16 protein-coding genes are annotated in these 16,016 nt (G+C 61.8%); 12 read left to right on the top strand and 4 right to left on the bottom strand.

Annotated features, from left to right (window positions below):
• Positions 1–684 precede the first annotated feature (684 nt).
• Positions 685–1,677, top strand: coding sequence for a porin (locus tag ACU5AY_RS11090; protein ID WP_446826244.1), 993 nt, complete (start codon positions 685–687; stop codon positions 1,675–1,677).
• A gap of 160 nt (positions 1,678–1,837) precedes the next feature.
• Here the strand turns inward: ACU5AY_RS11090 and ACU5AY_RS11085 are convergent, their stop codons facing one another.
• Positions 1,838–2,734: an alpha/beta fold hydrolase gene (locus tag ACU5AY_RS11085; protein WP_446826243.1), complete on the bottom strand. Its 897-nt coding sequence runs from the start codon at positions 2,732–2,734 to the stop codon at positions 1,838–1,840.
• Positions 2,735–2,821: 87 nt separating this feature from the next.
• Positions 2,822–4,891, bottom strand: a complete 2,070-nt coding sequence (locus tag ACU5AY_RS11080) for a transglycosylase SLT domain-containing protein (protein WP_446828995.1) — start codon at positions 4,889–4,891, stop codon at positions 2,822–2,824.
• 231 nt (positions 4,892–5,122) lie between these two features.
• Here ACU5AY_RS11080 and dapA point away from each other — a divergent pair, with 231 nt between their 5' ends.
• Positions 5,123–6,007, top strand: coding sequence for a 4-hydroxy-tetrahydrodipicolinate synthase (dapA, locus tag ACU5AY_RS11075; RefSeq protein WP_446826242.1), 885 nt, complete (start codon positions 5,123–5,125; stop codon positions 6,005–6,007).
• 103 nt (positions 6,008–6,110) lie between these two features.
• Positions 6,111–6,590: an SsrA-binding protein SmpB gene (smpB, locus tag ACU5AY_RS11070; RefSeq protein WP_446824775.1), complete on the top strand. Its 480-nt coding sequence runs from the start codon at positions 6,111–6,113 to the stop codon at positions 6,588–6,590.
• On the opposite strand, the gene ACU5AY_RS11065 is transcribed toward smpB, so the two are convergent.
• Positions 6,581–7,489: a DMT family transporter gene (locus ACU5AY_RS11065; RefSeq protein ID WP_446826241.1), complete on the bottom strand. Its 909-nt coding sequence runs from the start codon at positions 7,487–7,489 to the stop codon at positions 6,581–6,583. The two genes, smpB and ACU5AY_RS11065, sit on opposite strands and share 10 nt — an antisense overlap.
• A 112-nt stretch (positions 7,490–7,601) precedes the next feature.
• On the opposite strand from ACU5AY_RS11065, the gene ACU5AY_RS11060 reads away from it, so the two are divergent.
• On the top strand, positions 7,602–8,276 hold the full coding sequence (locus ACU5AY_RS11060; protein ID WP_446824773.1) for a helix-turn-helix transcriptional regulator: 675 nt from the start codon (positions 7,602–7,604) through the stop codon (positions 8,274–8,276).
• Between the two features lie 7 nt (positions 8,277–8,283).
• Here the strand turns inward: ACU5AY_RS11060 and ACU5AY_RS11055 are convergent, their stop codons facing one another.
• Positions 8,284–8,862, bottom strand: a complete 579-nt coding sequence (locus tag ACU5AY_RS11055) for a LabA-like NYN domain-containing protein (RefSeq protein WP_446824772.1) — start codon at positions 8,860–8,862, stop codon at positions 8,284–8,286.
• A gap of 279 nt (positions 8,863–9,141) precedes the next feature.
• On the opposite strand from ACU5AY_RS11055, the gene rpoZ reads away from it, so the two are divergent.
• From rpoZ to era, 8 genes are all read left to right on the top strand, one after another.
• Positions 9,142–9,549, top strand: a complete 408-nt coding sequence (gene rpoZ / locus ACU5AY_RS11050) for a DNA-directed RNA polymerase subunit omega (RefSeq protein WP_446824771.1) — start codon at positions 9,142–9,144, stop codon at positions 9,547–9,549.
• A gap of 144 nt (positions 9,550–9,693) precedes the next feature.
• Positions 9,694–11,904 carry a RelA/SpoT family protein gene (locus ACU5AY_RS11045; RefSeq protein ID WP_446826240.1) on the top strand — a complete coding sequence of 737 codons (2,211 nt, stop codon included), beginning with the start codon at positions 9,694–9,696 and terminating at the stop codon, positions 11,902–11,904.
• A gap of 149 nt (positions 11,905–12,053) precedes the next feature.
• Positions 12,054–12,206, top strand: a complete 153-nt coding sequence (locus ACU5AY_RS11040; RefSeq protein WP_261930651.1) for a DUF3563 domain-containing protein — start codon at positions 12,054–12,056, stop codon at positions 12,204–12,206.
• Positions 12,207–12,428: 222 nt separating this feature from the next.
• Positions 12,429–13,016, top strand: coding sequence for a DUF2062 domain-containing protein (locus ACU5AY_RS11035; RefSeq protein WP_446826239.1), 588 nt, complete (start codon positions 12,429–12,431; stop codon positions 13,014–13,016).
• 55 nt (positions 13,017–13,071) lie between these two features.
• Complete coding sequence (gene acpS, locus ACU5AY_RS11030; protein ID WP_446826238.1) at positions 13,072–13,476, top strand: holo-ACP synthase; 405 nt, start codon at positions 13,072–13,074, stop codon at positions 13,474–13,476.
• Positions 13,477–13,607: 131 nt separating this feature from the next.
• On the top strand, positions 13,608–14,354 hold the full coding sequence (lepB, locus tag ACU5AY_RS11025) for a signal peptidase I (protein ID WP_446824767.1): 747 nt from the start codon (positions 13,608–13,610) through the stop codon (positions 14,352–14,354).
• On the top strand, positions 14,351–15,079 hold the full coding sequence (gene rnc, locus ACU5AY_RS11020; RefSeq protein ID WP_446824766.1) for a ribonuclease III: 729 nt from the start codon (positions 14,351–14,353) through the stop codon (positions 15,077–15,079). The genes lepB and rnc overlap by 4 nt, the downstream gene beginning before the upstream one ends.
• Complete coding sequence (era, locus tag ACU5AY_RS11015) at positions 15,072–16,007, top strand: GTPase Era (RefSeq protein WP_446824765.1); 936 nt, start codon at positions 15,072–15,074, stop codon at positions 16,005–16,007. Before rnc ends, era begins: the two co-directional genes overlap by 8 nt.
• The last annotated feature ends 9 nt before the right edge of the window (positions 16,008–16,016 follow it).

The raw sequence follows: 16,016 nt of genomic DNA, 5'->3' as shown, positions 1-16,016 counted from the left end.
TTTGCCCGTGCGATCAAGATGTTTTTTGGAATGTCCGGGTATTTTCGTTCGTCGGCCGCAAAGCCGCGGCGGCCGTCGTCCCTGGGCGGACAATGAAGGCGTCGTGACTTGCGCTCTCTGGCGAGGCTGATGCTGCAAGCGGATGGGGCGAAAGCGAGCTCGACGCGTTCTCTGGAACTAGGTGCCATCGCCGGCACTTCCGGAGCCCCCGAATTGCCATCGGCGGAACCGGCCCGGCAGGCATGAATTTGGCGGTGTGAAATGCACCTTATATATAGGGAGGTGAAAATGAGGCTGAAAGCGGGTGTCGGAATCGGCTTGGTCGACCCCGGTCGCGAAACGAATCCCCCGGCCGGGAGCAGCGGAAGGAACCGTGCCGATTCGACTAAATTCGTCCTCTACCTCGACTTTTCGGTGCCGCCCAAGGCCTTTGCCGTTAACACCCCGTTTACGAATGACCCGTCCGGCAGGGCTGTTTGTGTTGTTTCGGCAACAGCCGCCACATGCGCGGCTTTTTAACGGCTTGGCTTTGGCTTTTTCTGTTGTGCGGAATCCCTGCCTTTGTAAATGTCTCCCCAGAAGCACGGCGGCACGTCGCAAAGCTTCTTGAAACTTGGGGATGGGGCAGGGATGCCGAAAGGCAAAATCCCAGACCCGACTGAAAACCTTAATTGGAGGTCACACATGAACATCAAGAGCCTTCTTCTCGGCTCCGCTGCTGCTCTCGCAGTAGTATCCGGCGCCCAGGCTGCCGACGCAATCGTCGCTGCTGAGCCGGAGCCCATGGAATACGTCAAGGTCTGCGACGCTTTCGGCGCTGGCTACTTCTACATCCCGGGCACCGAAACCTGCCTCAAGATCGGCGGCTACGTTCGTATCCAGGAACAGTTCAGCTCGCAGAACTCGGACGTTTCCGGTACTGACTCGTATTCTGACGGTTATGCTCGCGGTTACCTGTCGTTCCTGACGGCTCAGGACACCGAAGCTGGCGTTCTGAAGACAAACATCTCGTTCTACGTATCTGGCACGGACACGTCCAGCGACGGCGCAACGCTTGACCGCGCTTACATCATGCTCGGCGGCTTCGGCGTTGGTTACACGACCAACCCCTTCGACGACGGCATTGCCGGCGAAACCGACTCTCTCGGCGACGACACTGTCAACTGGCGCGCTTGGTACGAGTTCAGCACCGGTGCATTTGCTGGTAACATCGGCTTCGACCAGTTCGGCGATCTGGCTGACAGCGCTGCTTACGGCGTTTCCGGTAAGGTTGGCGGCACGTTCGGTGTTGTAACGGCTACCCTGTATGCTGGTTACGATGGCGACAGCTCTGAAGTTGCCGTTGAAGGCGTTCTGTCTGCTGCTATCGGCCCGGGCACGCTCGACTTCGCTGGTGCTTACCAGTCTGGTGAGACCCGCTACTTCTTCTCCGACGAAGGCGAAACTTGGGCTCTCTCCGCTGCTTACGCTGCGAAGATCACCGACAAGCTGACCCTGACCCCCGGCGTACAGTACACCTCGTTTGAAGACAGCGGCGAAGACGAGTGGGATGCTGGTCTGCTGGCTGAATACACGATCACCGACGGTCTCGTTGGTTCGGTCAACGTTCAGTACAACGACCCGTCTGTCGAAGATGCTTACTGGGATGGCTGGGTCCGTCTGCAGCGCAACTTCTAATCTGATCTGATCAGATTGAACGGAAAGCCCGGCCTTTGGCCGGGCTTTCTGCGTTTGGTGGCCTTTGTATTGTGACATCGGCAAGCCGTTATTCGCTGGGGGCAGATAGGCCGACGGCGATGCTAGGCTGCGGGTGTCGGGCGGGAGGGCCTCGAGACTATCAGTCGATCTGGCCGAGGAATCCGGCAATCTGGTGCGGCAGGCTGCCGAGATGCAGGAGCGGCGCATGGCCCTGGCCGTCGATCGTGATGGATTGCGCCTTCGGATTGCGTTTCTGCATCTCCTCAAGCGTCGAAGCCGACAGCAGGGTCGAATTGGCGCCGCGGATCACCATCATCGGGAACGCCGTCAGGCCCTCGAATTGCGGCCAGAGTGCCGGCAGCGGTGCATCGAAATTGATGTTCATCAATTGCTTGGCGATCGCCGGATCGTAGTCTGCGGCAATCTTGCGACCGCGCGGCGCGTAGATGGCGTGCGCCATGTCCTGCCAATCGCTCTCCGCCAGCACGGTGAAGCTGCCGCCATGCGTCTCTTTCAGGATATCGGCGGCCTCTTTCCAGGTTTTCGGCCTGGCGCCCCGCGACAGGTAGGAACGGATCTGGGCCAGGCCCGCCGCTTCGATCACCGGGCCGATGTCGTTGAGAATCGTTCCGGCGATCAGCGTCGGGCGCAGGCCGGCCAGCACATGCAGGATCAGCCCGCCGCGCGACGTGCCGATGAAAACGGCCTTGTCGACCTGCAGTGCGGCGCAGCCGGCCACCACGTCGTCGGCTTCCGTGAGGATATTGTAGCTCGCCTTGTCGCTTGCCCATTCGGAACGGCCGCGGCCGCGATAGTCGAAGACGTAAACCGTGCGTGCTGGGCCCATATCGCACTGCGACAGCACGAGCGCAAGCTGATGAAAGTCACGGCTGTTGCGGGTCAGTCCCGGCAGGCAGACGACCGGCGTCAGGTCGTCGTGGCCATTGGCGGCAGCATAGCGCCGAACATAGAGCTTCAGGCCGTCATTGGTGCGAAAGTGATGCTCGCTGAAGCCCGTGTCGTAGTCCGCTGCCATACCTTCCTCCGTGATTCGGCCGCGCAACATCGCCCGGTTCGCCCGTGATCGGGCAAAGATGCGTGAGGCAGGGAAGGGGAGCAAGCCCTATTTCATGCGGATATTGGCGCCGGCCATGAGATCGGCGACGATGTCGGCCCGTTCACCGAGCCGTGCCTTGTAGACCTCGTAGTTCTCCATGATCCGCTGCACGTAGTTGCGCGTCTCCGGATAGGGAATCATCTCGATCCAGTTGATCACGTCGTCGAGCGGCATGCCGCGCGGATCGCCGAATCGCGAAATCCATTCGGGGATCTTGTTCGGCCCGGCATTGTAGGCGGCAAAGGTGAGGATGAAGGATCCGCCGAAACTGTCGATCTGTTCGCCGAGGAAATGGGCGCCGAGCGTGGCGTTGTAGCCGGCGTCCGTGGTCAGCCGGTCCTGCGAATAGGCAAGGCCGTAGCGACCGGCGATCTCCTTGGCCGTACCCGGGAGTAGCTGCAGCAGGCCGCGCGCGTTTGCCGGCGAGATAGCGGCGGGGTTGAAGGCGCTTTCCTGGCGGGCGATCGCGTAGGCCAGCGCCTTGCCGGAGCCGGAAATGTCGGCGTCGTCGGGAATGGCACCGACAGGGAAGGCGAGTGCCGTGACATCCACGCCGCGCGACTGGGCGATCTTGCCGAGCTGCAGCGACAATTGATGACTGTGCTCGCGCTCCGCCCGCTCGCAGAGCAGCGCCAATTCTCCGGAACTGGAGAATTGCCGGGCGAGTGCCCGGTAAAGGCTCTCGGCCCGCCAGCCATATCCGGCCGCTTCGAGCCGCGCGATCGCCTGCACCGCCTCGTTCGACTGGAAACGGTGGCGATCCTCCATGGTTGCCGATGGCGGCACCACGGCAAGGCCCGGCTGCTTGAGGCGCGCGGCGGCGAGTTGCCCGTAGAACGTGGCGCTGTAACCGGCCGCCTTGCGGTAATAGTCGTCTGCCTTGCCCGGACCACCGGCCTCGGCAGCCCGTCCAAGCCAGTACCAGGCCCGCGATTGCGAGATCGGTCCGTCGGAGGCGTCGAGAATCTTCTGGAAGTGCGGGGCGGCGAGCGCGCCGTCCTTCAGGCCGACCAGGGCAAACCAGCCGGCATGAAACTCAGCATCCGCCTTGTCGACCGGCCTTGCGGCGGTGTGGGCCGCAGCCACGTCAAAGGCTTCCCTCGGCTTGCCCGCTTCGAAAAGGCCGCGCGCGACGATCCGCTGCTCGTCCCACCACTCTCCGGGAACGACGAGCGCGGCGGGATCATCGGGCATCGACTTCAGGAGCCTGGCGGCTTCCTCGTACCGGTCTTTGCGCTGCGCGTTGACGACGCGGATATAGAGATAGCCGGGATCCTTCGCCCAGGAGGTGTCGACGGCGGCAATCAGCGCCTCGGCGTTCGAGGATTTGGCGGCAACGGCCCTCCAGGCCTGGAACAGCGACCAGGCCTTGCCGAGCCGGGCAAAGCGTTCCGCCTGCTCTATCTTGCCCCGGTAGAGCAGGTATTGCATGCGCGTGCGATTGTTGGCCTCGCCGAGCAGATCAGGAAACTCGTCGAGAATGGCGTCTTCGGTGCTTACGTCCAGCGTCTCCGAGGTCCAGAGCCGGGCGAGAACGGCATGAGCCTGATCCGTCTTGCCGAGGGTGACATAGGCACGCGCGAGCAGCCGCGCGCCTTCCGGCGTGCCCGGCGTCTTGTCACCGAGTTTCGCGATCACCGTTTCGGCGGGCGGGTTTTCGCGAAACAGCGCCTGCTCGTAGCGGCTGGCGAGCAGATCCTGGCCCGGCCAGTGGGCGAGCTCTTCGGACGCCGCCGCGACTTCGTCGGACGACATCGAACCAGCAGCCGACATGGCGATCGACCATGTCAGGATGTGGCGGTCGATCGAATGCAGGGCGAGGCCGTCGCGAATGGTGCGTGCCCCGGCAATGTCCTTGTTGGAAAGCGCGTCGAGCCCCGTCTTCAGGTCGCTCACCGTGGCGGAGGCCAGTTGAAGCGTGGGAATGGCGCCGGTGGTTTCCATGGACGGCGGCAGGATCTTCTGGTCGGCGGCCGTGGCGACATTCGCCAGCGCTTCGGTCGAGCCCTGCGCCGGTCCTTCTATGAGGGAATAGAGGAGGCCAGCGCCGAGAAGCGCCAGGGCCGTCGTTCTCATCCAGTGCTTGCGTAGCAGTGCGGTCATTCCTTGATTGAGCAGCAGGGTGGTTAACGAAACCTTATGGCAATGCGCACGGGCCGGAAAATATTCGTGAAAACCGCGGCAAACCCGCTGGATATCTCCGAAATCGGCGCTTGTCGCGGCACACGCCGCACACTATGGTGCGCGAGTTTTACACAGCGAATGCGGCTGAAGGATGAACGTCTTTGCGGCCGTGGGGAGTGATGCATGTTCAAGGGGTCTATGCCCGCTTTGGTCACACCGTTCAAAGAAACGGGTGACATTGATGAAGACGCTTTTACCAGACACGTCGAATGGGTGATCGCGGAAGGAAGCACCGGTGTGGTTCCGGTTGGAACCACGGGTGAATCGCCGACCCTTTCGCATGCCGAACACAAACGTGTCGTGGAACTCTGCATCGAAGTGGCGGCAAAACGCGTGCCGGTGATCGCCGGCGCCGGCTCCAACAACACCCGCGAAGCGATCGATCTCGCCCAGCACGCCGAAAAGGCGGGGGCGGATGCCGTTCTCGTCGTCACGCCTTATTACAACAAGCCGACGCAGAAGGGCCTGATTGCGCATTTCTCCGCCGTGGCTGAGTCAATCAGCCTGCCGATCATCATCTACAACATCCCGCCGCGCTCGGTCGTCGACATGAGCGTTGCGACGATGGCGCATCTGGCGAAGACCTACAAGAACATCGTCGGCGTCAAGGATTCGACCGGCAATATCGAGCGCGTGTCGGAACAGCGTGCCGCTTGCGGCAAGGATTTCATCCAGCTGTCCGGCGAGGATGCTGCAGCCCTCGGCCATGCCGCCCATGGCGGCGTCGGCTGCATCTCGGTGACTGCCAATGTGGCGCCGCGCCTGTGTTCCGAGTTCCAGGCGCTGCTCGGCAAGGGCGACTTTGCCGGCGCGCTGGAATATCAGGACCGGCTCCTGCCGTTGCACAAGGCGATCTTCATGGAACCCGGCGTCTGTGGCGCGAAATACGGCCTGTCGAAACTCGGCCGCATGGGCCGCACGGTGCGCTCGCCGCTGATGAGCGCGCTGGAGCCGTCGACGGAAGCCGCGATGGACGCAGCCTTGAAGCACGCGGGGCTGGTAAACTGACCGGGCTTTAAAAAGCCGGGTCAGCGACATATTTGTAATGCATGGACGCCCGTGTTCTTCTCGGAATACGGGCGTCGGCATTCGAAAGACTGGAATTGGAAAGATGGCACCGAAGGGAAGCGAGAGACGGGTCGGACGGATCGTTGCGGAAAACCGCAAGGCCCGCTTCAACTATGAGATCGTCGACACCTACGAAGCCGGCCTCGTGCTCACCGGCACGGAGGTCAAGTCGCTGCGCGAAGGCAAGGCGAACATCGCCGAATCCTACGCTTCCGACGAGGATGGCGAGCTGTGGCTGATCAATTCCTATCTGCCGGAATACCTGCAGGCCAACCGGTTCAACCACGAGCCGCGCCGCCGCCGCAAGATTCTCTTGAGCAAGCGTGAGATCAACCGTCTGCGCGCCGCCGTCAACCGCGAAGGCATGACGCTCATTCCGTTGAAGGTCTATTTCAACGAAAAGGGCAGGGCGAAGATGGAGCTGGCGCTCGGCAAGGGCAAGAAGCTGCACGACAAGCGCGAGACCGAGAAACAGCGCGACTGGAACCGCCAGAAGAGCCGGCTGCTCAAGGATCACGGCTGAGCGGCAGCCTTTTGCCGTCGCAGTCCCGAATAGAGATAGCCGATCACGGCTGCCATCACGACAAGGCCGCCGATGAGCGTCCGGCCCGTCGGCGTTTCGCCGAAGGCGAGCCAGACCCAGAGCGGCGCAAGCGGTGTTTCGATCGTCCCAACCAATGACGTCTCGGCCGGTGCCAGCAGCCGCGCGCCGCGGAAGAAGACGACCGGCGCGATTGCCAGCGACGTCAACGCAAACAGGCTGATGAGAACCAGATCGGTCGCGCTGGTGGCGGCGGGCCTGGCGACCGGCAGTGAGGCCAACGCCGTCAGGAAGGTCGAGATCGCGGTGACCTGCAAGGCCGGGATCGCCTTGTAACGGCCGGAAATGATCGTCATCAGGGCAAAACCGATGGTCATGCCGAGCGCCTCGAGATCGCCGCTCAGATGCCCGCTGCCATCCGGCGCCGACATGATGATCACGCCGATGACGACGAACGCGCCCGCCACCAGCGCCGCCGGTCGCAGCCTCTCCCGGAAGAGTGCGTAGGCGAGGAGCGCGGTGATCACCGGCACGGTGGCGTAGATGACGGAGACGCGCGCAATGCTGGTGTGGCGCATCGACGTCAGGAACAGCAGCATGCTGAGCCCGGTCAGTCCGACATAGAGCCAGCCCTGCCAGGGCATGGCGGAGACGGCCTTCAGCGATTGCCGGCCTTCCCGCAAGGCGAGATAGCCGACGATCCAGACCGTCGCCAGCGTCGAACGCCAGAACAAGAGCGTCATCGTGTCGGCTTCGATTGCTCGGGTGAAATATCCGGCGAGGCTCCAGAGTGCTGCCGCGCATGCCGTCAGGAGAATGCCCTCGATCCGTCTTGCGCGCGCGCCGGCCATTGCCGCGGCGTCCGTTTCAGTCAGCACCATGTGTCGTTACCTCGTTGTGTCGGCGCAATCAAACACACCTGTGCTGACAGCATACTGTCAGCAGGGACTGTGCTAGATTGCAACCGAAATCCGCAGACGGGAGACGAATGCAGTGAGCCGATCGGATCGGATGTTCGAAATCATTCAGATCTTGCGAAGCGCGTCCGGCGCCTTGACATCGGTCGAGCTGGCGGCCCGCCTTGAGGTGCATCAGCGTACCGTCTATCGCGACATCGCCGCCTTGCAGGCGATGCGGGTTCCGATCGAGGGGGAGGCGGGGATTGGCTATATCCTGCGTTCGGACTACAGCCTGCCGCCGTTGACCTTCGAGGCGGGCGAGATCGATGCCATCCTGACCGGACTGGCCCTCGTCGGCCGGACGGGAGACGGAGAGCTTGTGGCGGCTGCCGCGCGGGCGCGCGACAGGATTTCCGCTGGCCTTGAGGGACGTCTGAGAACGCTGGTGCTGGATCCGATCGTCGCGGCATCCGGCTGGCACGAGATTCCGCCAGGTTGTTTCGATCCGGCGCTCATGCGCGCCGCCATCCGCGAGGAGCGGATGCTCGAAATCACGTACCGGGACGAACTGGGAAACGAGACGGTGCGTCGCATCCTGCCGTTGATGCTGGCCTATTTCGTCGGCGCGGTCGTCCTCTCCGCATGGTGCGACCTGCGCCAGGATATCCGCCACTTCAGGCTGGACAGGATCTGGTCATTGGACGTGCTGGAGGAGCGCAGAAAAGGCGACGGGCACCGGCTGCGCAAATTGCTTCCGGAAATCCAGTGAGCCGCGGTCAGTCCTCGTATTCGCTGGCAACCGGCTCGGTCTGGCGGACCGGGCGGTCGGCGGCGTCGCGTCCGACTTCGGCCTTCAGCGATACGAGATCGATGAAGTGGTCGGCCTGGCGGCGCAGGTCATCGGCGATCATCGGCGGCTGGGTCGACATCGTCGAGACGACGGAAACCTTGCGGCCTTTGCGCTGCAGCGCTTCGACCAGCGTCGTGAAGTCGCCGTCGCCGGAAAAGATCACCAGATGGTCGACGGTCGCCGACTGTTCCATCGCGTCGATGGCCAGCTCGATGTCCATATTGCCCTTGATCTTCCTGCGGCCCATAGAATCCGTGAATTCTTTCGCAGGTTTGGTGATGACCTTGTAGCCGTTATAGTCCAGCCAGTCGATCAACGGACGGATAGACGAGTATTCCTGGTCTTCTATGAGGGCCGTATAATAGTACGCCCTCAGAAGATAACCGCGCTTCTGAAAAGCTTTCAGCAGCTTGCGATAATCGATATCGAAGCCGAGGCTTTTCGAGGCTGCATAAAGATTGGCACCGTCTATAAAAAGTGCAATCTTCTCTCTTGGGTCAAACATGCTTCCTCATCCTTTTTTAATCAATTAGTTAAATTTTTGTTGGTTTACCTGCTCATCGATACTTTGCTAAAGCTTGTCGCACAATCGTAATTATTCGGGGTTCTCTGTTTTCATCTAGGGCAGGAGGGGCGCCATTCCAAGCCCGCTCAGGTTGAGGTATGCGGTTTCCCCTATGAATTTGTCGCTTTCGTGCGGGTCGGGCAGGAAAAACTTGAAATTTTCCGCAGTTGTCTGTATCGCGGGGGCAACTCCTGAAATTTCGACCACAAAGGACAGGCAATGGCCCGTGTCACAGTAGAAGATTGCATCGATAAAGTTGATAACCGCTTCGAGCTGGTATTGCTCGCAAGCCACCGTGCCCGCCAGATCTCGCAGGGCAATTCGATCACGATCGACCGCGACAACGACAAGAACCCGGTCGTGGCTCTGCGCGAAATCGCCGACGAGACGCTTTCGCCCGACGATCTGAAGGAAGACCTGATCCACTCGCTGCAGAAGCACGTGGAAGTGGACGAGCCGGAAGCCGACGTCGAAACCCAGTCGGCCAGCCGCGCGGAAGACGTCTTCGGCGGCGCCGAAACGGAAGAGGATGCGCCCGAGCAGATCACCTTCGACAGCATGTCGGAAGAAGAACTGCTGGCCGGTATCGAAGGCCTCGTGCCGCCGGAAAAGAACGACGACTACTGATCGTCGTCTGCGATGCTTCGCGCATCCGGCTTTTGCATTTGAATTTCCGTGCGCCAATCCTATGATTGGCGCACTTTTTGATTTGCGCATGCCGGCCGGAAGCCGGCGGCGCGACATGTGAAATGTCTCCGGAGTAGCCTTGGGATGATGCGTCAATACGAGCTCGTTGAGCGCGTACAGAAATACAAGCCGGACGCCAATGAGGCGCTACTCAACAAGGCCTATGTTTATGCCATGCAGAAGCATGGCCAGCAGAAACGGGCGAGCGGCGACCCCTACATCTCCCATCCGCTCGAAGTCGCGGCCATCCTCACCGAAATGCAGCTCGACGAGTCGACCATCGCGGTCGCGCTGCTGCACGACACGATCGAGGACACCACCGCCACCCGCGCCGAGATTGACGAACTCTTCGGCGAGGACATCGGCGCGCTGGTCGAGGGGCTGACCAAGCTCAAGAAGCTCGACCTCGTCACCAAGAAGGCCAAGCAGGCGGAAAACCTGCGCAAGCTGCTGCTGGCGATTTCCGACGACGTCCGCGTGCTTCTCGTCAAGCTCGCCGATCGTCTGCACAACATGCGCACGCTGGAGCACATGCGTGAAGACAAGCGCATGCGCATCTCCGAAGAGACGATGGACATCTATGCGCCGCTCGCCGGCCGCATGGGCATGCAGGACATGCGCGACGAGCTGGAGGACCTGTCCTTCCGCAATCTCAATCCGGAAGCCTACGAGACCATCACCCGCCGGCTGGCCGAGCTTTCCGAGCGCAACGAAGGCCTGATCCGAAAGATCGAGGAAGAGCTGCGCGATCTCCTGATCGCCAACGGCATCACCGAGGCCGTCGTCAAGGGTCGGCAGAAGAAGCCCTATTCGATCTTCAAGAAGATGCAGTCGAAGTCGCTGTCCTTCGAACAGTTGTCCGACCTCTATGGATTCCGGCTGATCGTCAACGACATTCCCGCCTGCTACCGGGCGCTTGGCATCGTGCACACCCGCTGGCGCGTGGTGCCCGGCCGCTTCAAGGATTACATCTCGACGCCGAAGCAGAACGACTACCGGTCGATCCACACCACGATCGTCGGCCCGTCCCGCCAGCGCATCGAGCTGCAGATCCGCACGCGGCGCATGCACGAGATCGCCGAATACGGCATCGCCGCCCACGCGCTCTACAAGGACGGGGAGGGCGACGGCGATCCGCTGTCGCGCGAAACCAACGCCTATTCCTGGCTGCGCCATACGATCGAGGCGCTGGCCGAGGGCGACAATCCGGAAGAATTCCTCGAGCACACCAAGCTGGAACTCTTCCAGGACCAGGTCTTCTGTTTCACCCCGAAGGGCAAGTTGATCGCCCTGCCGCGCGGCGCAACACCGATCGACTTCGCCTATGCCGTCCACACAAATGTCGGCGATACCTGCGTCGGCGCCAAGATCAACGGCCGCATCATGCCGCTGGTCACCCGGCTGTCGAACGGCGACGAGGTGGAGATCATCCGCTCCGGCGTGCAGGTTCCGCCGGCCGCCTGGGAGGAAATCGTCGTCACCGGCAAGGCGCGCGCGGCCATCCGTCGTGCCACCCGCATGGCGATCCGCAAGCAGTATGGCGGCCTCGGCTACCGCATCCTGGAGCGCACCTTCGAACGCGCCGGCAAGCAGTTTTCCCGCGAGGCTCTGAAACCCGTCCTGCACCGGCTCGGCCACAAGGACAGCGAAGACGTGATCGCCACCGTCGGTCGCGGCGAGCTGTCGTCGCTCGACGTCCTGCGCGCCGTGTTCCCCGATTACCAGGACGAGCGCGTGACCGTGAAGCCGGCCAGCGACGAGGGCTGGTTCAACGTGCGCAGCGTGACCGGCATGGCCTTCCGCGTCCCCGGCCACGAAAAGGGCAAGTCAGACGAGCTGGAAGCCGGCGTCCTGCCGATCCGCGGATTGTCCGGCGACATCAATGTCGGATTTTCCGCCTGTGGCGCCGTTCCCGGCGACCGCATCGTCGGCATCATGGGCGACGACAAGCAGATCACCATCTACCCGATCCAGGCATCCGCCCTGCAGAAGTTCGACGACCAGCCGGAGCGCTGGATCGATGTGCGCTGGGATCTCGACGAAGCCAACAAGACCCGCTTTACCGCCCGCGTGCTTCTGAATGCGCTGAACGAGCCGGGTACGCTGGCGCGCGTCGCCCAGACGATCGCCACCCAGGACGTCAACATCAAGACGCTGAACATGGTGCGGATTGCCACCGACTTCACCGAGATGGCGATCGATCTGGAGGTCTGGGATCTGCGCCAGCTGAACCAGCTTTTGGCCCAGCTGAAGGATCTCGACTGTATCGCGACGGTCAAGCGCGTCTACGATTGAGTGGATGCTGCGCTGCACACATTGATGTCGCGTTAATTGTGCTATGCAGCAAACGCACGGCTGCCTTCGATTGCTGGCTGTAGTAAAATCGGCCGGCAGACCGCATATTCCTACTCGAGACAAGAATTTGATGACGAGAGGAAAGCAAGATGTTCAAGTCGATCCGCAAGTTCGCCAAGAGCCTTCGTCCTGAAAGCATTCACGAGATGGAGCTCAAGTATCTGAGCCAGGCACGCGATCGCGTTGACCTGGAAATGCGCCAGCGCACCATTGACCGCGGCGATTTCAAGCATTTCTACTAAGAATGCGCGGGCTTCGGCCCGGAAGACGCCTCAGGACTGACAAACGGCAAACGCCTCCCGAACGGGAGGCGTTTGCCGTTTTGCGCGAGCGAAACACTTTCTTTGCAAAGCGCGACGTAAGAGGATATGAGCGGCGGGGTTGGTGGATCCGAGACACGAACCGGACGCACTTTTGCGTTATCGACCCTTGCCAGAGGTATGGCTGCAAACATAAATGACATCATGCTGTTCAGACGACGTAAACCGGCCGGCTTTCTAGACGGTGTCAAAGGCCTTTTGTGGCCGCGCAAGGGCTTCCTGCGTCCGTTTCATTATTTTCGCATGCGCGTGTTGCGCCTGACGGCGTCGCCGCATGCCGTCGCCGCCGGCGTTGCCGCAGGCGTCATTTCGTCCTGGACGCCGTTCATGGGCTTCCATTTCATTCTCGCTTTCGTGATCGCCTATCTGGTGGCGGGCAACATGGTTGCCGCCGCTCTCGGTACGGCCTTCGGCAATCCGTTGACCTTCCCCTTCATCTGGGCTTCGACCTGGGAAGTGGGGCACATCATCCTCGGCCATGGGCATCGCGGTGGCGGTGGCCGTCTGGATCTCTTCCGGATGTTAGAGCATCGCGACTTCTTCGCGCTCTGGGATCCGGTGCTGAAACCCATGCTGATCGGCGCAATCCCGCTCGGCCTGGTCAGCGCCGTGGCGGTCTATATCGCGACCTACTACGCCGTCCGCGGCTTCCAGAGCCGCCGCCGCCAGCGCCTGGCCGAACGCGCAAAGGCGCGCATGGCCGGCGGTGTCGGCAATATCCAAAGTGTGTGAACGCTCGCGTATCGCGGGCGGCCCATGAAAGGCACCGCCGGATGAAGGCCATCGCATGATCATAGGTATTGGCAGCGACCTCATCGATATCCGCCGCGTAGAGAAATCGCTGGAGCGCTTCGGCGACCGCTTCACCGACCGTATTTTCACCGAAATTGAAAAGCAGAAGGCGGGCCATGGACGCAACGCCATTGCCGCCTACGCCAAGCGCTTCGCCGCCAAGGAGGCCTGTGCCAAGGCGCTCGGCAGCGGGATTGCCATGGGGGTCTTCTGGAAGGAAATGGGCGTCGTCAACCGCCAGGACGGCGGGCCGGTCATGGAGCTAACCGGAGGGGCCGCCGCGCGGCTTGCTGCGCTCACTCCGCCGGGTCACGAGGCGGTCGTGCATCTGACGATGACGGACGAGCCGCCCTATGCCCAGGCCTTCGTGGTGATCGAGGCGAGGCCCACTTCGGGTTGAAGCCGGGAGGCGATGCCGGCGGGTGGGACATAGTGCCCCATTTAGCGGCTCGCCCCGGGTGACGCGCCTTGCCCGGCGCAATCGAAAAGACTACAGAGAAGCTCGAAATTCATTGCAAAGGAAAGAGACGCGTGTTCGAGAAAGCTGAAAAGAAGGAGCAAAACGCCCTGTGGGAGAACATCAAGGTGTTCGTACAGGCATTGCTGCTTGCTGTGATTATCCGCACGGTGCTGTTCCAGCCGTTCACCATTCCGTCCGGCTCGATGATGCCGACGCTGCTTGTCGGCGATTACATCTTCGTCAACAAATATGCCTACGGCTATTCGCGCTACTCTCTGCCGTTCTCGCCGGATCTGTTCTCCGGCCGCATCTTCTCGAGCGAGCCGAAGCGCGGCGATGTCGTCGTCTTTCGCTATCCGCCGAACCCGCAGATCGACTACATCAAGCGGCTGATCGGCCTTCCCGGCGATCACATCCAGGTCAAGGACGACATTCTTTACGTCAACGGCGAGCCGGTTCCGCGCCAGCCCGACGGCACGTTCACGTCCGATTACCGCAATGATCCCGGCGTCGATGTTCCGGTCTACCGGGAAACGCTCGACAACGGCAAGACCTACGACACGCTCGACGCGCGTCCGGATTCGGCCGGCGACAACACCCGAGAATTCATCGTTCCGGCCGGCCACTATTTCATGATGGGCGACAACCGCGACAACTCGCTCGACAGCCGTTTCGACGTCGGCTACGTGCCGGCTGAAAATCTGGTCGGCCGCGCCAGCTTCATCTTCTTCTCGATCGGCAACGACACCTCGTTCCTCGAGTTCTGGAAGTGGCCGGCGAACATGCGCTGGGATCGCCTGTTCAAGGGCGTTCAATGACGAGGAGCCCCAGGCTCACCGAAGCCGACCGCGTCGCGGTCGAGACATTGCTCGGACACGTGTTCCGCGACAGGTCGCATCTTGAACGCGCCCTGACGCATGCCTCTGTCGGCCAGGTGAAGGCCGGCAACTACGAGCGCTTCGAATTCCTCGGAGACCGGGTTCTCGGCCTGTGCATCGCCGAACTGCTGTTCGAGCTCTACGAGACCGCCAATGAAGGCGAGCTCTCGGTCCGCCTCAACCAGCTTGTCAGCGCCGGCACCTGTGCCGAGATCGCCGACGAGCTGCAGCTCTACCGCTTCATTCGCGCCGGATCGGACGTGAAGAAGCTGACGGGCAAGCGGATGATGAACGTGCGCGCCGACGTGGTCGAAAGCCTGATCGCCGCCCTTTATCTGGACGGTGGCCTCGAACCGGCGCGAAGCTTCATCCTGAGGAACTGGAAGAAGCGTGCGGCCAGCGCCGATGGCGCGCGCCGCGACGCCAAGACCGAATTGCAGGAATGGGCGCACGCGAAATATGCGGTGACGCCGTCCTATCGTATTGAAGACAGGTCCGGACCGGATCATGATCCCCGTTTCACGGTCGTCGTCGAGATCCCGGGCCTTGAGCCCGTGTCCGGCGTGGACCGCTCCAAGCGCGCTGCAGAGCAGGTCGCCGCCGCGCGGCTTCTGGAGCGTGAAGGGGTTTGGCAGCCGGAAGACGGCGGAAAAGCAGATGACTGAAGAAAACAACACACAGAACGAAGCCGCAGAGCGGCCGACCCATTCCGGCTTCGTCGCCCTGATCGGCGCCACCAATGCCGGCAAGTCGACGCTGGTCAACCAGTTCGCCGGCGCCAAGGTGTCGATCGTCAGCCACAAGGTGCAGACGACCCGCGCCATCGTGCGCGGCATCGTCATTCACGACAACGCGCAGATCGTGTTCATGGACACGCCCGGCATTTTCAAGCCGCGGCGCAAGCTCGACCAGGCGATGGTGACGTCGGCCTGGGGCGGCGCCAAGGATGCCGACCTGATCATGTTCGTGGTCGACAGCGAGCGTGGCCTGAAGGGTGATGCCGAGGCGATCCTCGAAGGGCTGAAGGAAGTCCATCAGCCGAAGATCCTCGTCCTCAACAAGATCGACCGTGTGCGGCCGGACGCGCTTTTGAAGCTGGCGTCGGAAGCCAACGAGCGCATTGCCTTCGAGGAGACCTTCATGATCTCCGCGGCCAATGGCTCGGGCTGCAAGGACGTCCTCGACTTTCTCGCCAAGCGCCTGCCGGAGGGTCCGTGGTACTATCCGGAAGACCAGATTTCCGACCTGCCGATGCGCCAGCTGGCGGCGGAAATCACCCGCGAGAAGCTGTTCCTGCGCCTGCACCAGGAACTGCCCTACGCCTCGCATGTCGAGACGGAGAAGTGGGAAGAGCGCAAGGACGGCTCGGTGCGCATCGAGCAGGTGATCTATGTCGAACGCGACAGCCAGAAGAAGATCGCACTCGGCAAGAACGGCGAGGCCATCAAGGCGATCTCCATGGCCTCGCGCAAGGAAATCTCCGACATCCTCGAGCAGCCCGTGCACCTCTTCCTGTTCGTCAAGGTCCGTGAGAACTGGGGCGACGACCCGGCCCGCTTCCGCGAAATGGGTCTCGATTTCCCCACCGGCTGACCGCCGCGC

Source organism: Rhizobium sp. PAMB 3174 (assembly GCF_052908375.1).
The sequence above is the reverse complement of the archived record's forward strand: the minus strand, read 5'-3'. Positions and strand labels throughout refer to the sequence as shown.